The organism is Tardiphaga sp. GW821-FHT12E02 (assembly GCF_058807155.1).
Genome location: NZ_JBXAQK010000003.1, coordinates 66,141 through 86,552, shown reverse-complemented (window position 1 = coordinate 86,552; position 20,412 = coordinate 66,141). Strand labels below are relative to the sequence as shown.

At 64.3% G+C, this 20,412-nt stretch carries 22 protein-coding genes; 7 read left to right on the top strand and 15 right to left on the bottom strand.

Going from position 1 to position 20,412, the window contains the following annotated elements; genetic code table 11:
• The first annotated feature begins 3 nt into the window (after positions 1 to 3).
• Positions 4 to 1,155, top strand: coding sequence for a cytochrome d ubiquinol oxidase subunit II (cydB, locus tag AC1RQ5_RS30700; RefSeq protein WP_493204596.1), 1,152 nt, complete (start codon positions 4 to 6; stop codon positions 1,153 to 1,155).
• Between the two features lie 12 nt (positions 1,156 to 1,167).
• The gene (gene cydX, locus AC1RQ5_RS30695; RefSeq protein ID WP_493204595.1) at positions 1,168 to 1,311 is read left to right on the top strand and encodes a cytochrome bd-I oxidase subunit CydX; all 144 of its coding nucleotides are present in this window, start codon (positions 1,168 to 1,170) and stop codon (positions 1,309 to 1,311) included.
• Between the two features lie 98 nt (positions 1,312 to 1,409).
• On the opposite strand, the gene AC1RQ5_RS30690 is transcribed toward cydX, so the two are convergent.
• The 5 genes from AC1RQ5_RS30690 to traA all read right to left on the bottom strand — a co-directional run bounded on the left by AC1RQ5_RS30690 (position 1,410) and on the right by traA (position 7,795).
• Positions 1,410 to 1,724: a transcriptional repressor TraM gene (locus AC1RQ5_RS30690; RefSeq protein WP_493204594.1), complete on the bottom strand. Its 315-nt coding sequence runs from the start codon at positions 1,722 to 1,724 to the stop codon at positions 1,410 to 1,412.
• A 399-nt stretch (positions 1,725 to 2,123) separates the two neighbouring features.
• Positions 2,124 to 2,735 (bottom strand): TraH family protein, encoded by a 612-nt coding sequence (locus tag AC1RQ5_RS30685; protein WP_493204593.1) that lies wholly within the window; start codon positions 2,733 to 2,735, stop codon positions 2,124 to 2,126.
• Positions 2,736 to 2,749: 14 nt separating this feature from the next.
• Positions 2,750 to 3,889 (bottom strand): conjugal transfer protein TraB, encoded by a 1,140-nt coding sequence (locus AC1RQ5_RS30680; RefSeq protein ID WP_493204632.1) that lies wholly within the window; start codon positions 3,887 to 3,889, stop codon positions 2,750 to 2,752.
• Between the two features lie 16 nt (positions 3,890 to 3,905).
• On the bottom strand, positions 3,906 to 4,490 hold the full coding sequence (gene traF, locus AC1RQ5_RS30675; protein WP_493204592.1) for a conjugative transfer signal peptidase TraF: 585 nt from the start codon (positions 4,488 to 4,490) through the stop codon (positions 3,906 to 3,908).
• Positions 4,487 to 7,795, bottom strand: a complete 3,309-nt coding sequence (traA, locus tag AC1RQ5_RS30670) for a Ti-type conjugative transfer relaxase TraA (protein ID WP_493204591.1) — start codon at positions 7,793 to 7,795, stop codon at positions 4,487 to 4,489. The genes traF and traA overlap by 4 nt, the downstream gene beginning before the upstream one ends.
• A gap of 277 nt (positions 7,796 to 8,072) precedes the next feature.
• Here traA and traC point away from each other — a divergent pair, with 277 nt between their 5' ends.
• From traC to AC1RQ5_RS30645, 5 genes are all read left to right on the top strand, one after another.
• On the top strand, positions 8,073 to 8,369 hold the full coding sequence (gene traC, locus AC1RQ5_RS30665) for a conjugal transfer protein TraC (protein ID WP_493204590.1): 297 nt from the start codon (positions 8,073 to 8,075) through the stop codon (positions 8,367 to 8,369).
• Between the two features lie 4 nt (positions 8,370 to 8,373).
• Complete coding sequence (gene traD, locus AC1RQ5_RS30660; RefSeq protein ID WP_493204589.1) at positions 8,374 to 8,589, top strand: type IV conjugative transfer system coupling protein TraD; 216 nt, start codon at positions 8,374 to 8,376, stop codon at positions 8,587 to 8,589.
• The gene (gene traG / locus AC1RQ5_RS30655; RefSeq protein WP_493204588.1) at positions 8,576 to 10,465 is read left to right on the top strand and encodes a Ti-type conjugative transfer system protein TraG; all 1,890 of its coding nucleotides are present in this window, start codon (positions 8,576 to 8,578) and stop codon (positions 10,463 to 10,465) included. Before traD ends, traG begins: the two co-directional genes overlap by 14 nt.
• Before the next feature lie 110 nt (positions 10,466 to 10,575).
• Positions 10,576 to 10,971, top strand: coding sequence for a thermonuclease family protein (locus tag AC1RQ5_RS30650; RefSeq protein WP_493204631.1), 396 nt, complete (start codon positions 10,576 to 10,578; stop codon positions 10,969 to 10,971).
• 97 nt (positions 10,972 to 11,068) lie between these two features.
• Entirely contained in the window at positions 11,069 to 11,383 is a 315-nt protein-coding gene (locus tag AC1RQ5_RS30645; RefSeq protein ID WP_493204630.1) for a WGR domain-containing protein, read from the top strand.
• Positions 11,384 to 11,393: 10 nt separating this feature from the next.
• Here the strand turns inward: AC1RQ5_RS30645 and AC1RQ5_RS30640 are convergent, their stop codons facing one another.
• The 10 genes from AC1RQ5_RS30640 to AC1RQ5_RS30595 all read right to left on the bottom strand — a co-directional run bounded on the left by AC1RQ5_RS30640 (position 11,394) and on the right by AC1RQ5_RS30595 (position 19,938).
• Positions 11,394 to 11,705, bottom strand: coding sequence for a DUF736 domain-containing protein (locus AC1RQ5_RS30640; RefSeq protein WP_493204587.1), 312 nt, complete (start codon positions 11,703 to 11,705; stop codon positions 11,394 to 11,396).
• A gap of 643 nt (positions 11,706 to 12,348) precedes the next feature.
• Positions 12,349 to 12,996, bottom strand: coding sequence for a hypothetical protein (locus tag AC1RQ5_RS30635; RefSeq protein ID WP_493204586.1), 648 nt, complete (start codon positions 12,994 to 12,996; stop codon positions 12,349 to 12,351).
• Positions 12,909 to 13,289: a hypothetical protein gene (locus AC1RQ5_RS30630; protein WP_493204585.1), complete on the bottom strand. Its 381-nt coding sequence runs from the start codon at positions 13,287 to 13,289 to the stop codon at positions 12,909 to 12,911. Before AC1RQ5_RS30630 ends, AC1RQ5_RS30635 begins: the two co-directional genes overlap by 88 nt.
• Positions 13,289 to 14,215, bottom strand: a complete 927-nt coding sequence (locus tag AC1RQ5_RS30625) for an ArdC family protein (RefSeq protein WP_493204584.1) — start codon at positions 14,213 to 14,215, stop codon at positions 13,289 to 13,291. Before AC1RQ5_RS30625 ends, AC1RQ5_RS30630 begins: the two co-directional genes overlap by 1 nt.
• 296 nt (positions 14,216 to 14,511) lie before the next feature.
• On the bottom strand, positions 14,512 to 15,099 hold the full coding sequence (locus AC1RQ5_RS30620) for a hypothetical protein (protein ID WP_493204583.1): 588 nt from the start codon (positions 15,097 to 15,099) through the stop codon (positions 14,512 to 14,514).
• Positions 15,100 to 15,672: 573 nt separating this feature from the next.
• Positions 15,673 to 15,975: a DUF7673 family protein gene (locus AC1RQ5_RS30615; RefSeq protein ID WP_493204582.1), complete on the bottom strand. Its 303-nt coding sequence runs from the start codon at positions 15,973 to 15,975 to the stop codon at positions 15,673 to 15,675.
• Between the two features lie 472 nt (positions 15,976 to 16,447).
• Positions 16,448 to 16,777 (bottom strand): hypothetical protein, encoded by a 330-nt coding sequence (locus tag AC1RQ5_RS30610; protein WP_493204581.1) that lies wholly within the window; start codon positions 16,775 to 16,777, stop codon positions 16,448 to 16,450.
• The gene (locus AC1RQ5_RS30605) at positions 16,774 to 17,661 is read right to left on the bottom strand and encodes a DUF7007 domain-containing protein (protein WP_493204580.1); all 888 of its coding nucleotides are present in this window, start codon (positions 17,659 to 17,661) and stop codon (positions 16,774 to 16,776) included. Before AC1RQ5_RS30605 ends, AC1RQ5_RS30610 begins: the two co-directional genes overlap by 4 nt.
• Positions 17,658 to 18,131: a UCP036055 family protein gene (locus AC1RQ5_RS30600; RefSeq protein WP_493204579.1), complete on the bottom strand. Its 474-nt coding sequence runs from the start codon at positions 18,129 to 18,131 to the stop codon at positions 17,658 to 17,660. The genes AC1RQ5_RS30605 and AC1RQ5_RS30600 overlap by 4 nt, the downstream gene beginning before the upstream one ends.
• Positions 18,132 to 18,222: 91 nt before the next feature.
• Positions 18,223 to 19,938, bottom strand: a complete 1,716-nt coding sequence (locus AC1RQ5_RS30595; RefSeq protein WP_493204578.1) for a ParB/RepB/Spo0J family partition protein — start codon at positions 19,936 to 19,938, stop codon at positions 18,223 to 18,225.
• Positions 19,939 to 20,412 lie beyond the last annotated feature (474 nt).

Genomic DNA, 20,412 nt, shown 5'->3' with positions numbered 1-20,412 from the left:
GCCATGATCCTGTACGAACTGATCGACTACGAAACACTGCGCGTCATCTGGTGGCTATTGCTTGGCGTGCTCCTGATCGGCTTTGCCGCGATGGACGGCTTCGATCTTGGCGTCGGGACGCTTCTACCTTTCGTCGCCAAGACGGACGTCGAACGGCGTATCGCCATCAACACGATTGGACCGGTATGGGAGGGCAATCAAGTTTGGCTCATTCTCGGCGGCGGCGCGATCTTTGCCGCGTGGCCACCGCTCTATGCAGTGTCGTTTTCCGGCTTCTATCTGGCGATGTTCGCGATCCTCTTCGCCCTCATCCTCCGCCCGGTCGGCTTCAAATACCGCTCCAAGCGCGAGAGCACGCGGTGGCGCAATGGTTGGGACTGGGCGCTCTTTATCGGCGGCTTCGTTCCCTCGCTGATCTTCGGTGTTGCGGTCGGGAACGTCATGCAGGGCGTGCCGTTCCGCTTCACCGACGACATGCGCATCTTTTACGACGGGACTTTCTTCGGCTTGCTGAACCCATACGCACTGCTTTGCGGCCTACTGTCAGTCGCCATGCTCGTCATGCACGGTGCTTCCTGGCTGATACTGAAGGCTTCAGGTCCGGTCGCAGCGCGAGCCCGCACTTTCGGCAGCATCGCCGCAGTCGCCGTTATCGCACTGTTCGCGCTCGGAGGCCTTTTCCTGGCAGTAGGTGTCGATGCTTATCGCATCACCAGCAACATCAGTCCCATAGGCCCGTCGAACCCTCTTCTGAAAACGGTGGAACAGGGCGGGACCTGGTTTGCGAACTACAAGTCCCAGCCATGGCTATTGGTCGCGCCTGTCCTGGGTTTCCTCGGAGCGCTTTTGGCCTTGATCGGCATGCGGGCAAGGCGCGAGATTGCGACCCTGCTGCTGAGCAAACTTTCGATCTTCGGGATTATTTCGACGGTCGGAGTTTCGATGTTTCCCTTTATCCTCCCGTCGTCGATCGATCCAAGATCGAGCCTGACGGTTTGGGACGCGTCTTCCAGCCACCAAACACTCTTCATCATGCTTGTCGCCACGATGATCTTTTTGCCGATCATCATCGCCTACACCAGCTGGGTCTACAAAGTCCTGTGGGGCAAGGTCGACGAAGAGAGCGTCACCAACAAAAACGGCCACGCCTACTGAAGGAGAAATACGATGTGGTACTTCGCATGGATTCTGGGCTTGCCGCTTGCCGCCGCCTTCGCCGTCCTCAACGCCATGTGGTACGAGCTGATAGACGACAAGGCCAAGAATGAGCGGTCCTCACGCCCATCCGATGGAGCGAGAACAATTCCGTAAACATTCATCTGCGCAATGCTCGCGACATCCTTGCGGGCGCTCGGCTGTCGTAGCAGTTGACTGCGCCGGCGATCAAGCTAGCGCTGATCTTGCCAACGTCAGTCGGTTGGAACGTCTGGAATATAGCCGAGCACATCGAGCAAAGTGGACAACACCGTCTGGTGAGCGTGAAGGTCGATCATTGCTCTGACATAGGCCGTGCCAGCCGGCCCCACGATCGGTTCAGAGCCCTCGGGTTGGCGGGATTCGGTTTCCCGCATCTCGGCAAGGTCGCGCAAATAGCGGTGTTTGCGGATTGCCTCGACGACCAAAAGTTCGAGAACAGATTTTGGGAGGCCGCGGGTCAGTCCAACGATCGGCCTCAGGATCGTCTTTGCGTGCGTGTTTGCGTGATCATTATCGGAGCTTTCCATCGTAACCAATCTACACTTATGTCAGCGGTGCGCCCCCGCCAACAGACATCCCATGACCCCAAGCCGGGGGTTAGAATCCGTGATGAAACGGCCCTGAGACCTTTAGCGAGATGCCTGGACATGCGTCACAGGCCCCCGGCCGTAGGTCAGAGGATCTCGGTGCCGTTACGGCCGACACCAACCGTTCATCAGGGGATTCTAAGCCCCGAGGCGGCGCGTACCGCCCTGCGTCCTTCATAGATGGAACAGTTGTCGTTCGCTAGATCGCAGCGCGTGCATTTGTGTGAAAGAAGCATGCAAGTGAAGGCGCTGCTTACCTTAAGAAGCGCTGTCATGGTCACCTGGCAATGGCCGTCCAGCTCCAAGCCTTGCTTGGTCCGCCGCGTGCCTGAAGGCTTCTTATGGGGTCCGTCCGCCAATCCCTGAAAGATCGACGCGAATCGCTGCCGTGTTCGGGTCACCAACCGGCGCCTCGCCCTCGGAGGGCCGTTCAGCTTCCGGCGCCGGCTGCGGGGGATCATCGTGTTTCCGCTCGACCACTTTCGGCTGCCCCGGATCAGGCGCGCTGAAAACCGCCGTGCCCTCGAACTTTCCTGTTTTCCAGGCGTCGAGCGCGTCATCGAGCACCTGGGGCATGACCTCCTCGGCTTTCGGATTGCCGTACCATTTGAGAACAATCCGCCAGACCTTGCCGAACAGGGCCGTGCCCATGCGGATGTTCTCACAAGGATCGACGAGGGCTGGAGTGAGCTCCGACACTTCCCGGACGCCGATGCCCGCGGGATACTGGGTGATGCCGACCCGCACGACGGCCGTCCCGATATGCTCGCGGATGAGCTCGAGCGCCTGCTCGGGCGTTTTCGCCGGCGGCACAAGAATGATACGGGAGCCGCTGCTCACGGTGACAGCAAGCGGGTCCGGTGACCCTGCCTGCCTGACGAACTGCTCGACGATCGCGGGCTTCAAGGATGGATCGGCGCATCTCTGGAGGAAGTCGGCATCGAAGACCATGGGCGGGCTCCTGTTCAGCGGTTGAAGGATGTGACGAGGGGAAGGCCGAATAGGCGTGACCAGGCCTTGAGGCTGGCGAGCTGGATCGCGGGCACGGAGGTTTCGGTCGCCCACCAGGTATTAGCGATTGCGACGACCGCATCTGGGCGATACAGCGCCGATTGCAGGATCGGCCAGACCAGGAGCTGTTCGTAGCAAATCAGCGGCGTGACACGGCGGCCGGCGATCTCGATGGCAGGATCGCCAAAGAAACTCGCGCGGGCGCCGCCGCTCTCCCCGACCCAGGAGCGCCAAGGCTGCCACATGGAAACCGGAACCGGCATGCGCGCGCGGTAGCGGACAGCAGCGCCGGCCGCGCCAAATTCGACCATGACATTGTCGTAGCCTTGGCCATCGATCACGGCAGCGCCAGCGATGACAGTGAGATCGAGGCCGGCGATCGCCTCGATCCAGAAATCCTCAACCGTCGAAGTAAGTGGGCCAAGCGCACTCTCGGGCAGCACCACGACCTTCGCGCCCCGGAGCGCCTGGCTTCGCACCAGCCCCGCGAGCTGGTGGTGCCGGTCCAGCGCACTATCGCGACCCAGCGCTGCGCCCAGCTGCGCGTCGACGCCCATCCACCTTTCCGGCCGCTCTGGATCCGTCCAGTCCGCCGCGGACCAGAGCCAGATGCCTCCCAGCGCGGCGGCGACGGCGGGCCAATACCTCGTGGTCATCACAGCGAGGCAAGCGGCCGTCGCGATCAGTCCCCACCATGCCCATCCGGGAAAGAGGACGCCGGCGGCGGTCACCGGATGCGCCCAGCCGAGGATGCCGAAGGGCGGGACCGCCATCAGCACCGCAGCCATCAGGTAGCGCAGCGCCCTTCTCCATCCCGGCCGCGCGGTCCACAGCAAGGCGTGCACGCCGACGAAGGAAACCGAGGCCAGCAGCCAGAGCAGGACCCCAGCCCAGACCGACGCATCGAAGAAGGCAGCGACGCCCTGCGGCAAACCTCGCGACGCAGCCAAGAAGTATGCCGCCGACACCGCTGCGGCCGTTACCCGGTTTGGCGCCCACGCCCACATCGCCGGGAAGAACATGGCGAACGGCAAGGTTAGGACGTGCCCGCTCCAGCCGGCCCAGCCGATCGCTGCAGCGGCAGCGACGAGCACCAAGGTGCGGCGGGGATTAGGGATCGACGATGAGAACCGGTCGCGCCAGGCCGAGAAGGCCAGAGAGCGGAACCGGCCCGAAGTAGCGGGAGTCATAGGAACCTGCGAAAGGAGAATGGAGGAAGAACTGGCCCGCCGGCACGATGCCGCCGGACCATATCGCGAGTTGGCGGCCGGCCCCGTCGTGGAAGCTCAGACGGGAATGAGGAAGGGCGACGCCGTCGATCACGATCTCGTTGACGACACCGATGCGAGCGCCGGAAAGCGCGGCGACGGTCTTAATAAGGGGCGCCACGTGGCCGGGGCATGATCCCCACCGGAAATACCCGCGCTCGAGCCCGATGGTGGAAACTGGCCCTCGCGGCGGGCAGACGAAAACCAAATCGCCGACAGCGAGGGGACGATCGAGCGGCACGATTCGCCACAGCCCGAGCGGCTCACTCGGCGTGAGATTGATCCGGAACCCTCCCAGCAAGCCGAGGCCGGCGATCGCCGAGACGGCGATCAGGCCGCTGGCGAGGACGGCAAGCGCCCCCCGGCGTGCCCCGCCCCTCGCCCTTCCGGTCGCCTTCCCGCCCTCCGCTTGCTCGACAGCCATCATTTAAGCGACAGCCCCTGCCGCTGCGACTGGCGAATCGTCTCGGCCTGCTTCAGCGCCTCGGTCGTCCTCTGATGGGCGGTGAGCTGCTGCGCTGTTCGCATCGCCGGCCAAGCGGCCTTGAGCTCGTCGCGCTGGCTCGCGTTCATGCCGGCGGCAAGCTTCTCGAAAGCCGGACCATCCGGCGTCTTCGCGGCGTTGGTGAGCATGGAGCGCTCTCCGAATCGCTCGGAGACGGCCCGGGCAAAACCTTCGAGCTCGGCCTTCACCATCTTGTCCTCGAGCGAAAATGCGAGAGCGGCCGGAAGATCATTGCGGTCGATCGCGTCGCGGACCTTTTCGAGGGTCTGCCTGGCGAGCGGCGACAGCGCCGGGATATCGAGCGCGACCTTGATGCGAGCGACGCGCTCCTCGGTCTGATGCTTGTGTTCGGCTTCGGCGCGCAGGCGCAGATATCGCTCCAGATCCCGCGCGAGCGCCGGCGTATTCAGGCTCGCCCGCTCGCGATCGTGCTTGTCGGCGCGGCTGGCGAGTAGGCCGGTCCTGCCCTTCAGCGCACCGAAGCTGTCGGGCCTATCCTTGAGCGCCGAGAGGGTGGATTTCGCGATCTCGGCATTCTTCATCATGCCGTCGACGTCGACCTTGCGGAACGCCGCTTCCGGATCGGCGAAGACGAAGTGGAAGCGGCTCGAGACCTCCTCCCACTGTTTCTTCAGCGCAGGATCGGCGGCGAGCTTGTCCTCGACCACCTGATCGATCGATCTCGCGAATGTGGTGATGCCCGCGACCATGGACCTAGCCTCCTTCTCCGTTTGCGGGACCGTCTGTTTTGAAGCGCCGCCAAATCCGAGTTTCTTGCCGAGCGCGACGAACCGTGCCCCAAGGTCGGCGAGCTTTTGCTTCTGTCGGACGGTCCAGCGAAGCCGATCGGCGAGAAGCGTGCGGGCGACCCGGACGAGATGCAGACCGCGTGAATCCGCGAAGCGCAGCGCGGCGCGGTAGAGCGACGAATTTCGGTAGTCGAGCGTGGTTTCCTTGGCGCGGCGCTGCGACAGGATTTGCGTCAGACCTCCGGCCTTCCGGAAGGAAATCGCTCCATAGTACAGGCCGACATCCTCGCGATGGCGGGTCAGCGCGACATAGGAGAGATGCCGGTCGAGAGAGAGGGTCGCGAGAACCTTCACCCGATCGACAGTCGACCCTTGCGACTTGTGGATCGTCGTCGCATAGCCGTGATCGACATTTCCGTAGAAGCGCTGATCGACCTCGACGCGGCGGCGATGCTCCCCCTCGCCGACCATCGCGGCGAACCAGCCTCCGCGCGCCTCGACGATGTGGCCGATCATGCCATTCTTGACGCCAAGCGAGCCCTCATTTTTCAGGAAGACGATCTGGTCGCCGGCGGCGAAACGGCGGATGCCGTCCTCGGTGCGGAAGGCATCGCCTTCGCCCACAATGCCGCGCTCTACAAGCTTCGCCCGCGCCATATCGTTGAGGGCACGGACATCGCGGCGGAGATGGGCGAGGATCAGCGTCGACTTCGCCGGATCGTAATTGCGGTTCCAGTCCTCGATGAGTGCTGCGACTGCCTCGGCCTTGAACTTGCGCGGCTCGAGCTTGCCGTGCGCCTGGTAGGACTGCAATGCCTCGGCGACATTGCCGCGCGCCAGATCGAGAGAAGCGTCGCGCATCCATTGTTCGCGCTGGCGGTAGATGGTCTCGAGCTCGGCATAGCCGGTGCGCTCGACGATTGCGCGGAACGCGGCGCCGGCCTCGATCGGCTGCAGCTGGTCGGGATCGCCGACAATCACCAGCTTGGCGCCGGCTTTGACGGTCGCTTCGACGAACAGCGCCATCTGGCGCGACGACACCATGCCGGCCTCGTCGAGCACGAAGATGGTCTTGTCGTCGATCTGGTCACGTCCCTTCGACCAGGCGAGCTCCCATGAGGCGAGGGTGCGTGAGGCGATTCCGGCTTCCTTCTCCAGGCCCTCGGCCGCCTTGCCGGCGAGCGCCGCACCGACGACGCTATAACCTGCCGCTTCCCAGGCTTCGCGCGCCGCCATCATCATCGTGGTTTTGCCAGCGCCGGCGCGGCCAACCACAGAGGCGAGTCGTCCCTCGCCGGTCACATGCGCGATGGCCACGCGCTGCTCTTCTGACAATCGCGCATGACGCTCGAACGTCGCCGTCAAGACCGGCTGCCGAACGCCGTGCGAAGCGCGGCCGGCGAGCCACATGGCACGATTGACCATCTCGGCTTCGAGCTTGATGAGCTCCCGCGTGGTGTACTTCGCCGGCGCCCGCGCTCCGGTCGCGAACTCGATGCGCTCCGTCTCCAGCCGGAGCACATCCGGGCTCTGGAAGATCTGCGCCATCATTACCTGGAATGTGCTGGCATCGTCGATATAGCGATGCAGAATCTTGGCGATGTCGCGTTCGGTGAAGACGCTCATCTCCCGCGTCACGAGATCGAGTACGATCTCCGGCCGTCGCAGAATGCGCTCTCGGTTGTCGGCCCTGCGCTCTTCATGGAGCTCGATGCGCTCCAGCCGGGGCGACCACCCAGCAGTCTCCTTCTTCCGATCGATCGCCTTCGCCGCCACGCCGACATGGGTCGTCGGCGTGAGATCAATGCCGCGCTCGGCGTAGGATCGTCCGTCGACGCGGATATCGAGCCCTGCCAGCGACAGATGTTTGTTCTGGAGACCGAGCCAGCCCTCGCGCTGCTCGAGAAACTCGGCCTTCTCACCCGACCAGAGCCGATAGATGATCTTGCCGGACTCGCTGCGCAGCGGCTGCCCGTCCTCGCCGGTGATGGCCACCTTCTTCGATCCGAAGCCGTCCTCCGTCAGGGGACGCAAGGTGGTCATCAGGTGGATATGCGGATTGCCGAGTTCATCGTGAAAGACCCAATCGGCGACTTGCCCGCGCGCCAGCACCTGCGTCTCGATGAACTCGCGGACCAGGGCGATGTTCTGGTCGACGGTGAGCTCGATCGGCAGCGCGATGATGAATTCCTTGGCGAGTTGGGCATCGGAGCGCTTCTCGAAGGCCTCGACGGCGTTCCAGAACGCTTCCGCCGCGCCGGCCACTGAGCGATCGGCGATCAGCGCCCGCGCCCAATCCGGCGCGTTGGCCGGTAGCAAAAACTCCTCGTGCCTGAGACCCCGCTTTGCAGAATAGTCGACGGTCCGTCCCTCGGCCTCGTGCTCCATCCGGGCGCAATGGCGATACGCGGCCGACAACACGGCGCTGCGGCCGGAGCCGCGCGAAATGAGCTGGGGCGTGAAATGCGTAATTGCCAAGGCGGCGCGGGCTCCCGAACAGCGCTGAAACAGTCATGTTCGTCGGGAGCGCCGGCCACGGCACCGCCAGATCGGCGGGCCATTGGTCGGGGGGAAGCAGGGCGTCGCGGCAGCGACGTATTACTGCGCCCTTGGACCATTCCTTCGGAACGGTCGGGATGATCTCAAGCGGCGTCGGCTTCGCCGACTAGCTTTTTTATTAGTCGCTCACTTCGGCGACCTCCGCGATTCTCCATGCAATCCGCCGAACCGGGAACAGCATGGAGATCCAACCGGAATGAAGAAGCCGTCATCGAAAATCCGCGAAGAAATCGCGCGCCTGCAGGACCAGCTCAAGGCCGCCGAGACGCGAGAGGCCGAGCGGATCGGGCGCATCGCCCTGAAGGCCGGGCTCGGTGAGATCGAAATCGATGAAGGCGAGCTACAGGTCGCGTTCGAGGAAATTACCAGCCGGTTTCGCGGGAAAGGCGGAAAAGCGACCGGAAGGAAGACAGGCGATGCGGCCGGCGAGCCCGGCGCTTCGTCCACGAAGGTCGCGCCTGGCGCGTCTTCGGGCGGCGCTGGCGAGGATTGAGCGCATGCGCCAGACCTCGTCTTCCGATGCCCGCAAAAAGGATACGCGCGAGAAGATCGAGCTTGGCGGCCTGATCGCCAAGGCAGGCCTGCGCTATGAGAAGCGCGCGGTCCTGCTCGGTGCGCTGATCGAGCTCGGTCGCCGGCTGGAATCCGATGATGCCGAGCGGGCGCGGCTCGCCGCAATCGGCGCGGAGGCGTTCGGCCGTGACGGCAAATAAGCTTCTGCTTGCCATAGCGCCGATCACGCTGATGATCGGGGTCCTAATCGGCCTGTCCGGGTTCGAGCAGATGTTTGCGGCGCTCGGGAAGACCGACGCCCAACGGCTGTTGTTTGGCCGCGCTGGACTGGCGCTGCCCTTTCTTGCCGCTGCATCCATCGGCGTGATCTTTCTCTTTGCTGGCGCCGGCGCGACCAACATCCGCGCAGCTGGTTGGGGCGTGTTCGCCGGCTGCGTAACGGCGATGGGAATAGCCGGGCTGCGCGCAACATCCCGATCAGCCGCTCTCGCCCAGATCGACCCGGCCTACGCGATTGGGGCGAGCGCGATCCTGATCGTAACTGGCTTCGCCCTGCGCGTCGTGGTGAAGGGCAACGTCGCCTTCGCCGCGCCGGTACCAAAGCGCGTGCACGGCAGGCGCGCGTTGCATGGCGACGCGGACTGGATGTCGATGCCGGAGGCGGCAACGCTCTTTCCCGACGCTGGTGGTATCGTCATCGGCGAGCGCTATCGCGTCGACAAGGACAGCACCGAAGGCCGGCCCTTCCGCGGCATGGATCGGCAGAGTTGGGGCGCAGGCGGCCGGTCGCCTCTGCTCTGCTTCGATGCTTCCTTTGGCTCGTCGCACGGTATCGTCTTTGCCGGTTCCGGCGGCTACAAGACAACGTCGGTGACGATCCCGACCGCGCTCAAATGGGGTGGCGCACTCGTCGCGCTCGATCCGTCGAACGAGGTCGCGCCGATGGTGATCGACCATCGCCGGGGCGCAGGTCGCACCGTGCATGTCCTCGATCCGAAGCAGCCGGCGACCGGCTTCAATGCGCTCGACTGGATCGGCCGCTTCGGCGGCACGAAGGAAGAGGACATCGCCGCTGTGGCCTCGTGGATCATGAGCGACAGCGGCGGTACGCGCGGTGTCCGCGACGACTTCTTCCGCGCCTCGGCCCTGCAGCTGCTCACCGCGCTGATCGCGGACGTCTGTCTTTCCGGGCATACCGAAGCCAAGGACCAGACGCTACGCCAGGTGCGGGCCAATCTCTCCGAGCCGGAGCCGAAGCTACGTGAGCGGTTGCAAGCGATCTACGACGGTTCGGAATCGCATTTCGTGAAGGAGAACGTCGCCGTCTTTGTCAACATGACGCCGGAGACCTTCAGTGGCGTTTACGCCAACGCGGTTAAGGAAACGCACTGGCTCAGCTATCCGAACTATGCGGCGCTGGTGTCCGGCCGGTCCTTCGTCACCGACGATCTGGCGGGCGGCGAAACCGACGTGTTCATCAATCTCGATCTGAAGACGCTGGAGACCCATGCGGGGCTCGCGCGCGTCATCATCGGCGCCTTCATGAACGCGATCTACAACCGCAATGGTGAAGTGCATGGCCGCGCTCTCTTCCTCCTCGACGAGGTGGCGCGGCTCGGCTTCATGCGGATCCTCGAGACCGCGCGTGACGCGGGCCGCAAATACGGCATCACGCTGCTGCTGCTGTTCCAATCCATCGGCCAGATGCGCGAGACCTGGGGCGGCCGTGATGCGGCAAGCAAATGGTTCGAGTCGGCGTCGTGGATTAGCTTCGCGGCCGTTAACGACCCCGAGACCGCCGACTATATCTCGAAGCGCTGCGGTATGACTACGGTCGAGATCGACCAGGTCAGCCGTTCCTCGCAATCCTCCGGTTCCTCGCGGACACGATCGAAGCAACTCGCCGCTCGCCCACTGATCCAGCCGCACGAGGTGCTGCGCATGCGGGCCGACGAGCAGATTGTGTTCACGGCCGGCAACGCGCCTCTCAGATGTGGCCGCTCAATCTGGTTCCGTCGTGACGACATGAAGGCGTGCGTCAAGCAACGAAGGTTTCGACCGGAGGAGAAATCGTGACGGTGCCGCGCGTGCTTGTGCTCATCACGAGCGCGCTGTTGTTAGGCATCTTGGTGATCGCCGCGCTCCAGCGCCCCGGCTCGGCGCAGGAATTCGCCAGCGAGTCTCGCATGGAGGCAGGGCGACTGCGTCAGCTCGTCCGGATCGACATGTACGAGGCGCGGTTCGCGCTATGCGACGGACCGGTCCGGGCCAATTGCGTCGTCGACGGCGATACGTTCTGGTTCAGAGGCGACAAGATCAGGATCGCCGATATCGATGCGCCCGAGATCGTTTCTCCGCGCTGTCCCGACGAACGGCATGCAGGTGAGCTTGCCCGCGAGAGGTTGGTGGTCCTGCTCAACGCCGGCGCCTTCAGCTTGGCGTCAGGCCGGCGCGACAAGGATCGATATGGCCGGAAGCTGCGGAAGGTCGAGCGCGCCGGCCGCTCTATCGGCGAGATGCTAGTTGGAGAGGGTCTAGCCCGTCGTTGGGATGAGCCCCGCCGGGACTGGTGCGCTCTCTAATGCTGCGCTTCGAATATTCACCAAAATGAATCGATTTGCCTGCATCGATTCACAAGACTTGTTGGACGTGGAATTCCGGCAATGCGATTCTGGTCCCATGCTCGCTCAGCCCTATCAGCTCTATGTCGAACGCACCGATAACGCGAAGAACATGTCGCGCTTTTATGCCATGTCGATCGAAGAGACGTTGTTCGGACAGGCTTGCCTGGTCCGGCGCTGGGGTCGCATCGGTGCACGCGGGCAGGTCATGCAACATTCCTTCGAGCGGGAGGACGAGGCGGTGCGTCTCTTTCTCGACCTGCTGCAGCAGAAGCGAAAGAAGGGCTATCGCCCAAGCATTGGAGACGGCGACGCTGGCTCGCCGATTGTGGCGAGCAGAAAACCGACCCCGCCTGGTGGCGGGGCCGGTTGAAGCCGGATCCTCAGTCCCGGCTCGGCCGGGACCAGATGAGCTGGAGACCGTCTTCGCCTTCCACCTCGACCAGGGTGGCGTAGATCGGAGCCGGGAAGCTTGGGTCGTCCAGCTTAACCGAGAGGTAGTCGCGGCCGCTCTGCTCGGAGTGCTTCTGCCAGGCCGCGCCCAGCTCCACGGCGCCCGAGAAGATGCGGAAGTGCGGGCCCTTTTCGGAAGGGTTCTCGACCCGCTCCAGCCGGGCCTTGACGTTGAGGGTGAGAGTCTTGATCGAACCCGAGAAGCCGTTCGAGGTGGAGGTGAAGGTGCCGATGGTAGCCATGGTGCTTGTCCTTTGCTGTTTTCGGGCCACGCCCTTCGCGGCCTCGATGGCTGTCGACAAGACCGGAGACGATCGGACCGCACCCCGCAGGGGCCGAAACGAAGTGGAGGGCGGCAACTATCGATTTTGTTAGTCGGTGAGGAATGGCGGCGCCCGCAGGGACCGCCAGGGGTCAGAAAATCGAGCGATGCCGTTGCGGGAAAACGATCGAGGCGAAGCCGGTTTCCGGTCAGACATGCCTCATCGAGCCCACGGGAGGGCTGGCAGTTCGAAGCAGGGAAGGACTGCCATGACGCTGCCGAACCAGCGGCTTATCCGCTCTGCACGTGTTGCCGAGTATCGATCGCCATTCCCCAACCGCAGGCCATGGAGCCTTGGGCAGCCCCGTCCGATCGGCCCGCCTCTACCTGATCTCGGACCCGCTGGACCACGATGCCTGCCTGATCGACCGCTATGACGGCGGCCTACACCCCGCCGGGTTGGTGCTGACATGCCGATCGTCCCAGACCAGACGTGCTCGACCCTGGTCGAGGTGGACGGCAAAGGGCAATTCTGCTTCGGCTCCGGCGGATCTGGACCATGCACCAACCTCCCGCCGGGATGTCGAGAGGCGCCGCAACTGCACGCACGAGCGACATCGATCTCAGACCCCGCACATGCCCTCGCATTCGTTGCCGAAAAGGTCGAGCTGACCGTGATCGGCCGCGGTGGAAAGATCGGCCTCGTCGAGCGGCACGCAGGAGCGATGCAGGAAAACCTCGCCGCGAATTCCGCGCAGGCCATGGCGCAGCGCGCGATCGACCTCAACGGCGTCGGACCACGCTTCCGCATCATGGTCGCGCATCTGCCGCCAGCGCGCGCTGTCATGGAACGGGCAGCCGATGCAGGCGGATTTCGGAGGCTTGGGATAGCCGTGCCGGCGCAACCAGGCGAGGCAATCCCTCCGGCTGAAGCGCTTCTCAATCAGCGGAAAACGCTTGATCTGCCATGGCTCGAAGCTCGGCTTCGCGCGCACGACCTCGTCCGTCGAGATCCCGATCCAGGTTTCCACAACCGGAAACCGAGGGGATCGCTTTCGAGTGAGACCGGCCAGCTCACGGATCTTGCGCCGGATCGGCACAACCTTGAAATCCGTGGTGCACTGGCGGCGGATCATGCCGATGGAAATGGTCTCGGCCGTGGTGCGCCGCGTCGCGACCTCGATCAGCGCCCCGTCCTCGTCCTCGTCGAGGACCCCACCTCTACGCCGGCCGGCGTGACGGTTTTCGCGAAGGCCGGGATCGAAGCCCAACGAGTGCCCGCGCCGGCCTGCACGAGTTGGTCGCGGATATTGCCGGCCGAGACGATGTGCACCGGGAACGGCAGCACGTTCGGCGACATCAGCCAGGCGAGATGCTCATAGACCGCCTTCGGCTCCCAGCCAGTATCGGCAAAGATAGCGCTATCGGGCATCGGCCCGATCTCGCCCTGGGCGGCGAGCAACGCCAGCGTGGTGGATTGGACGCCTGCGCCCAACGAAAGCGCGCGCAGCCGGATCCGGGAGGGCTCGTAGCCCTCCCCCGTGACATTCGGAGCATGGAACATCAGGCGGCCTCACGCTTTTCGGCGACCGCCGGCTGCAGCCCGTGCAGGAAGGCGACGGCGCGCTGCGCATGCGCGGCGGCCGAGAAGATCGCCCGCTTGTCGCCGGCCAACACCTTCAGCCATGAATCAAGATAACTGGCATGGTCAGGCCGCGGCTCGAGCTCCGGCACGATGCCGAGATCGGCGCAGAGGAAGCAGCTTCCCAATTCAGCGATGAGTTCCTCGCGGGCGCGTTCGGTCCTATCCTTGCCGTAACGGCTCAGATCTCGATTCACGCGATGTGGCGCCGCCGTCCAGTGGGTGGCCTCATGGCTGAGGACAGCGACGAAGCTCGCCGCGTCCCTGAACGTCTGGAACGGCGGCATCTGGATGTGATCGCTGCCAGTCGAATAGAAGGCGCGATCGCCGCCATACCGGATCACCGCGCCGGTGTTGGCGAAGAAGCGATCGGCGTCTTCGATCCGCTCGATCGGATCGGGGGTGGGCTGCGCCTTCGCGTAGTAGCGATCCGGCAGCCCGTCGATCTGTGCCACGTTGAAAGCGGTGTATGCTTTCAGGAAGGGTATTTCCCGCTCGACTTCGCCACCATGGCCGTCGGCCTCGGCCTTGGTGAAGCGGCTGGCAAAGACCACCATGGAGCCGGTTTCACCCTTGCGCACAGCGCCGCCGAGCTCGATCGCTTGCTTGAAGGTCATCCAGACTGGCGAGACATAGCCTCGCGCCATCGCCTCCGACCACAGCAGCAGGACATTCATGCCCGAATAAGGCAAACCGTTATGGCGCAGCGGGCGCGTTACTCGGCCGATGGCGTTCCTCGAACGCCAGGGCTGCATCCAGGGCTTAACGCCCTTTTCCAGATCGGCAACGATTCTGTCCGTGATGCGCGCATAGATGTCGTTGCGTGGCTTCTCTTCTTTCCTGCTCATTTCCAACCTCCGTCTCGGAGGTCGCGCCCATCGCGACCCCGTCACGGCGGTCCGGGAGCCGGGGCGATCGGGAGGTCGTGCATCCCGCAGGGACCGGAACGAAAGTGGAGGACGGCGAAGCCGTTGCGCGGACTGCTGGACCCGGCAGGAGCAAGAGCCGCGATGGGGTTGAGGCGGGTCGCTCTCGTCTGACTCCCCCTACTCGGAGCGTCGGGACGTGAAGAAAGGCCGTAGCCGCATTGCGACGCCGGCCGGTGGAGAGAAAAGAGCGGAGCCGAGGCTCCGCCCTGTGCGACTCAACCGAAAGCCGCCATTTGGAGATCTGCCGCCTTGCGGTCGACGCTCTGGCCTGGATTGTCGATCGGGCGCTCGAAGGGCTTCCAGCGTTCTCCGACGACTTGCTCGTAGGCGGCCACAGCGCCTTCGGCCGCCATCCGGAGCGCGTGGGCCTGAAGCCCCATGTCGGCAGCGAACTCGCGCTTGCGTTGCGCGGCGCTATCGAAACCGACCGGACCGTCGAGATCTTCGTCGCGCATGTCGTTCGCCGACTTGGCGGTGGCGTCGCGCGCTTCCGTGACAGCCCGGCTGTAGAACTGGCCGGCACCGTGGGCCGAGCCGACATAGGCTCCAACGATGCGCTGCAGATGGATCTGCATCGCTCGTTCGCCAAGACCTTCCTTAAGCCCGTCGGCGCTCTCGACGATGAGGCGCTCGTGCTGGTCGCGGATGCCGTCGCTGTCGAGGAGCGGAAGACCAAAGCTCTCGGAGATCAGGGAAACCTGGTGAGCGTCGGGGCAGGCGAGCCGTACCATTTCGAGGGTGGTGCCCTTGCGGAGCTGGACGATGCGGGTGGTTGAACGGGGAGACTGAGCGGTCTTGGCCATGATAGGTTCCTTTCCGGTTTTGTATCCCGAGGCCTGGCCAGCGCTTGCCGGCGTCCCCTCGGGCGCGGTCGACAGGAACCGGTGGCCGCCGGGCGCTTCAGGGTCCGGCCTCCGCCAGGCGAGCGGACCGGGTGTGCGGATCAGCAGGGCGTCAGCCCTCGCGCAGGACGCGGACCCGGTCTGCCGAGATCGGCGGGGGCCGGCCGCCACGCGGCGCGGCACGCGGCCTTGAAGCGCACGGCAGACGGTTCAGACCCGCAGCAAACCCGAGGAGATGCCGGTGAGCGCGTTTCAGGTGACCGAGGCAACCGGAATGGAGGCAATGGCCTCCCGCCGCCATAGTCCCAACCTGCCAGGTGTTCCGCCGCGGGTGTTGCCGGAGAGTCAGGCCCCTGCCCGCCGCCAGGATGCGCCCGTTTCGAGAGCGCTTCGTTCATGGGCCTGTGCCGACCGGCATCAAGCGGGCGCGTGATCAGTATGGCGGAATGGCGTTGCCCAGGAAGGCCTTGCTAACGGAAAGAAGATGCCGCCGCGTATCGGCGCATATGTCGAAACGGCCCCGGCCGGCTTTGCTCAGACCGTTTCCAGGGAGCGAGTCCAAATGTCCGGGCGCCATTGCGCGATGACGGCCTCGATCTCGGCCCGGTATTCGCTGGGGTACTCTGCGCCGGAGAGGTTGGCGATATGGCTGAACACCTGCGCCATGTCCCTGGCGATGGCCGCATCGACAGCGAACAGGTCTGAGAGATCGAAACCCCCGAGGCTGTCAGCATTCCACCAGGCGAGGATGAAGTTCGCGACACGGCGCGACTGATGGGTATCGCCGCGTGCGATGCGCAGAAGCCTTTCGAAAGCTGCACTCGTCATCTCGTCCATCACGGCGCTCTCTGTTCCCAAGCAGATATGGCATAATATCTGAGGCTATTCACCTGCCATTCTGTATCGCATCGACCTTTTCGATCGTGCCGAGGGCCTTTGGGCAGCCCGCGTACAAACGCCTTCCGGGACAAGCCCATCGGCCTTGCCGGCTCCCGGACAAGCTCCAGAAGTCTGTCGAAGCGCGCGGCCTTGCGTTAGACCATCTCGTGGAAGGCTTCCGGGACAGGAAGCGCTGTTCCCTCAAAGGCCCGCTCCGCGCCCAGCAATATGCCGGTGGCGTCGGTTTCGCGACGTGTCAACACGGACCGCTCGTCGCCCCATTCCTCCTCCTCGACGGCGAGCCGGCACGCCTCATCGAGCGTCTCGGCCTGATAGCTTCGCTGCCGATAGACGAGTAAGCGGTAGGTGGTTTCGATGACGTATTCGGGCCTGTACGCTCCTCGACAATGTTGGGAAAACCCGCCGCGGATCAGGCCGCGCGCGACACGTCAAGAGCATGATGCTCGCGGAGCGCGGCAATGGCCCGGTCCTGACGCGCGAGCTTGCGCGACAACGCGTCGATTTCCGGCTGGCGCTCAGCAGTCAGAGCGGCGAGGTTCGAGCGATAGCGCTCGAGGAACGCCCGCGGATCGAGCGGTTTACCATGACGGTAGACGGTTCGCTTCGGGTGCAACTGCGGTATCAACGCTGTCATGCGCCGCGTGATCTGCCGCTCTATCTGGTCGAGCTGGCGCTGGACCTGCCGACGCGCCTCCTCCATGCGAAGCAGCCGGGCGCGCAGGTCTGCAGGAGACGTCATGATCCCCTCCTCTGCCCGCCAATAAAGCTCGATGACCCACCGTAAACGGTATGCCGATCCGGATCGATCACGAAGCCGAAGCGTCCGGCCGAATACTCGGACGAGGGGACAAGGAACCGGCGCTCTTCTGTCCCCACACCGCGGCGCCCGCCTGGCGTCGCCACACACTCGACGAAGCCCTGCTGCTGCTCCGACGTGATCGCCGAGATCACGATCCAGTCGTCCGAATGCACGGCCTCGAAGGCACGCCGATCTTTCTCTCGCGATTCACCGGGGGCGAGGATCATGCCGAAGATCGCTTCCCAAGCGTCAGGCCATGAATCCTTGATGGTTTGCTCGGCGCAGCGCCGCTCGAAACTGGTAAAGAGATGAGGGAAGGTGATCGCCACGATTGCCCAGGCCTCATCTTCCTCGTAGAAACCACCGGCGATGCGCAACACGGGATCGACTTTGCGGTTGCGCTCCGATGAGAGTTTGAATCCCCCATGCCCGGCGGTCGAATGGCATTCGACGCCCTCGGCGTAGATGGTCGCGCCCTGCGACATGCCCCACGGCGTACGGCGACGCGTCGAGACATCGCGGCGGCCGAGTGCGTTGCGTTCACGCTGATGCTCGGCGTTCTCCAGCACTCTTGCGCGAAAGGCCGCCTCGTCGGCCAGCTCTCCGGAATGCCCGTAGAAATCATCTCGTCGCCATTCGGCGAGCGGCCTGAATATCCTCCAGCCACTGCCGAGATAATGCCGTCCGTCGCGGCTGGGCAGCATCGCGAAGGCGTTGTCGCCGACCCGCGCGACGGGGAAACCGTCGGCTGCGGTGCCGAACGCCACCTGCGGAAACGGCGCCGGGGGCGAAGCAAGACTTTCGGAAGGAAGAGGGATCGTCATGCCGCTCTCCCTTCGACGATATCGGCGCCGATCTCGTCGGCCACGACCTCCTCGAGCACGGCGCGGGGATAGCCGTGGCGCGACAGCCATTCCTCAGCCGCCGCGTGATGCGCAGCTAAATGGACGAGTTCGGCATCCTCGCCAGCTCGATCGAACACGCGCACCGCGCCGATGGCGGGGCGCTCAATGATGGTGAAGCGGAGAGCAGATTCCACCGCGAACGTCCGATTTACACGGATAGCGATGACGCCGTCTGCGCCGAAGTCGGCCTCGTGCAGGGTGAACGTGGACGAGAGTGAGAGATTCCCGATCGCACGGCCACCGCGTTTGCTGATCAACCGGCCGCAACTGTTACTGCTCCGCCACGCTGCGAGCTTTTTGCGGTGTCGCTCCGGCGGGCGGGGCGTGTCGTCTGACCAGGCGACGAGGCACCCGATAGATGCATGATCGTAGATGAGATGCGCGGACATGATCTGTCCTCCTTCGAGATGGGTGGAAACGAAACCGCCGCCGGAGTGACCGGCGGCGGCAGCAAATTGCTTTCGGAAGAAGCGGAGCGGTCTATTCGGCGGCTTCGCGGAACCTGCCGGGGATGTCAGCCTCTTCGAAGCCGTCCTTGTCGGTGTCGAAGTCGTGCGGCGGCTCGATCGGCACGTCTCCGTTGAGCTCGTCCAGTTCGGCCGGTGTTCCATCATCCTCGTCCGCGACGGCGCTGTTCTCCGTCAGCCAGGTGATCAGCGCGGACGCGCCCGGCGCGAACAGCGCCGAGGCGTGGACGAAGTGCCCCTCCCTGAAATGCTCGACGAGCGCGGCGCGCGTATCCTTGACGCGCTGGCGGGGCAGGACGGCCGTGTCCTTGCACGACGCTTCCAGGGCCGGGCGCGACAGGCACGACAGGAACTCCTCCGAGCCCATGTTGGGCATGAACCCGTCGGCGCCAATCGCATCGCCGGCAACGAGGGCGAGGATGCCGGACTTCGTCGCGTTCTCCCGGCATGACAGCGCGTCGATCAGCACGCCCCGGATGGCGATGCGAAGCGTATCGCCGTCGATGGCGAGCTTGCCTTCCTGATCGAACAGCGCAGCCGCATGACGCCCGAAGCGACGGCCCCAGCGAAAGTCGCCGCCCGCACCGGAATCGACACGGACATTCTGCCCGGCGAAGGCGAGCACCAGCAGCGCCATCAGCATGTCGTCCTCGATCGGCGCCCGCGACAGCGCCTCGTGGAGCGCGTCGGTGCGCAGGTCGCCGATCATTTCGATGCCCTTGCGGGTAACGTCAGGCCGCGCCTTCGCCAGCCTGCCGACGTCGTCAATCGTGGCATCGGCCTTGCCCTTTGCCTTCTGCTCTTCGGGCATGCGGTAGTGCACCGTCTGCACCTTGCCCTCGCGGTCAAGATACATCGCCGTGCAATCGCCCTTGCTCGGCTTGCCGTAGACGCGCTCAGCCTTTTTCGGCAGTTCGGGCTGGCCCCAATTGTTGGCTTCAGTGATCAGTCCCTTCCTTGGCAGGTTCTGCGTCATCCACTCCTGCTGAGCGCCGAGGAAGGCCTCGACGTCCGTTGTGTAGCGGGAGTCCTCGTCGGCCTGCGCGAACAGGTCCTCCACCCACTGGATGCCGTAGGCCTGGGCGAGATCGTCGTCGAAGGAGGCGTCACGCGCATACATGCGCTTCCTGGACAGCGCGTTCGCGACGCTCCACCACGACACTTGCGGATCGCCCTTCTTCGGCTTCTGCGCCTTCCAGACTTCCTTCTGCTCGTCGAGCGAGGCGGCCGCGATGATGCGAAGCTGCCGCTCCTCGGGCATATCGCCCTTTGCCATCTGGTCGAGCATGGCGGGGAGGACGTTCGCCAGCAGCCGGAGCTTGCGGATCTGCCGAACCGGCAAAGCCAGCGCGACGGCGATCGCCTCCTCTGTCCAGCCGAGCGCGACCAGCCGCTCGATAGCGCGCCACTGATCGACCGGGTTCAGCGGCTCGCGGGCGATGTTTTCGACCATGGAGCGCATCGCGCCATTGTCGTTAGCGGCATCGACCACCAGAACCTCGATCTCCTCGAGCCCGGCCTTGATCGCCTGCTTCACCCGGCGGTGACCGGAGTCGATGATGTAACCGTTGCCGCCGCCCGTTTCAGGAGCGATCACCGGGGGCTGTACGAGACCGACCGCCTTTATGGTGGCGAGCAGCAGGGCGTCCGCCTGCGGAGTGGATTTTGTCTGGCGCGTACGGTCGGGATTATCCTTCAGTGCGCGCGGGTCGACCTTCATGAGATGCATGGGAATGCTCCTTTCGAGGGGTTGCGGACACAGGCGCTAGTCCTGAGTCCTTCTCCGTCTTCTTCCCGAAGACCCCCACCGGCCCGCGGAGCGGACGGGCCGGTGCAACTGCGCGCGAGCATCCCTGCCCGGCCGGACGAGCAGGGCTAAAAGCCCTGCGAAGGACGCCGGGCCGGGATCGCGCAGGGCGCGGTTGAGCGTCAGCGCCGACGGCCAGTCCGGTCTGCGAGGAGGTGTTTCTTCCCCCCTCTCTCCCTCTTCGTGAATTGCCACCTTCAAGGTGGCATATTGCGCCATGGAGGAAAGGCGCCCGGCCTATGTTCTCGAAGCGATCAAGCTCGCCCTAAACTCGGTCGACCCATTGATCGAACAGGCGTCATCGATAGCCCAAAGGGTTTTGGGACTGTTTGTAGGACTTGGACGGACGAATGACTAAAATCGGGTGGGTTTCTGCCAGCCCTCTTGCGGAAGGCC

What these genes read in the sequence shown, in the direction of transcription:
- AC1RQ5_RS30625 (WP_493204584.1), bottom strand. Translation starts at nt 14,215, where the DNA reads ATGAGCAGGAAAGAAGAGAAGCCACGCAACGACATCTATGCGCGCATC.
- cydX (WP_493204595.1), top strand. Translation starts at nt 1,168, where the DNA reads ATGTGGTACTTCGCATGGATTCTGGGCTTGCCGCTTGCCGCCGCCTTC.
- traC (WP_493204590.1), top strand. Translation starts at nt 8,073, where the DNA reads ATGAAGAAGCCGTCATCGAAAATCCGCGAAGAAATCGCGCGCCTGCAG.
- AC1RQ5_RS30685 (WP_493204593.1), bottom strand. Translation starts at nt 2,735, where the DNA reads ATGGTCTTCGATGCCGACTTCCTCCAGAGATGCGCCGATCCATCCTTG.
- AC1RQ5_RS30620 (WP_493204583.1), bottom strand. Translation starts at nt 15,099, where the DNA reads ATGGCCAAGACCGCTCAGTCTCCCCGTTCAACCACCCGCATCGTCCAG.
- cydB (WP_493204596.1), top strand. Translation starts at nt 4, where the DNA reads ATGATCCTGTACGAACTGATCGACTACGAAACACTGCGCGTCATCTGG.
- AC1RQ5_RS30595 (WP_493204578.1), bottom strand. Translation starts at nt 19,938, where the DNA reads ATGCATCTCATGAAGGTCGACCCGCGCGCACTGAAGGATAATCCCGAC.
- AC1RQ5_RS30605 (WP_493204580.1), bottom strand. Translation starts at nt 17,661, where the DNA reads ATGACGATCCCTCTTCCTTCCGAAAGTCTTGCTTCGCCCCCGGCGCCG.
- AC1RQ5_RS30600 (WP_493204579.1), bottom strand. Translation starts at nt 18,131, where the DNA reads ATGTCCGCGCATCTCATCTACGATCATGCATCTATCGGGTGCCTCGTC.
- AC1RQ5_RS30640 (WP_493204587.1), bottom strand. Translation starts at nt 11,705, where the DNA reads ATGGCTACCATCGGCACCTTCACCTCCACCTCGAACGGCTTCTCGGGT.
- AC1RQ5_RS30615 (WP_493204582.1), bottom strand. Translation starts at nt 15,975, where the DNA reads ATGGACGAGATGACGAGTGCAGCTTTCGAAAGGCTTCTGCGCATCGCA.
- AC1RQ5_RS30645 (WP_493204630.1), top strand. Translation starts at nt 11,069, where the DNA reads ATGCTCGCTCAGCCCTATCAGCTCTATGTCGAACGCACCGATAACGCG.
- AC1RQ5_RS30650 (WP_493204631.1), top strand. Translation starts at nt 10,576, where the DNA reads ATGGAGGCAGGGCGACTGCGTCAGCTCGTCCGGATCGACATGTACGAG.
- AC1RQ5_RS30630 (WP_493204585.1), bottom strand. Translation starts at nt 13,289, where the DNA reads ATGTTCCATGCTCCGAATGTCACGGGGGAGGGCTACGAGCCCTCCCGG.
- AC1RQ5_RS30610 (WP_493204581.1), bottom strand. Translation starts at nt 16,777, where the DNA reads ATGACGTCTCCTGCAGACCTGCGCGCCCGGCTGCTTCGCATGGAGGAG.
- traF (WP_493204592.1), bottom strand. Translation starts at nt 4,490, where the DNA reads ATGATGGCTGTCGAGCAAGCGGAGGGCGGGAAGGCGACCGGAAGGGCG.
- AC1RQ5_RS30690 (WP_493204594.1), bottom strand. Translation starts at nt 1,724, where the DNA reads ATGGAAAGCTCCGATAATGATCACGCAAACACGCACGCAAAGACGATC.
- traD (WP_493204589.1), top strand. Translation starts at nt 8,374, where the DNA reads ATGCGCCAGACCTCGTCTTCCGATGCCCGCAAAAAGGATACGCGCGAG.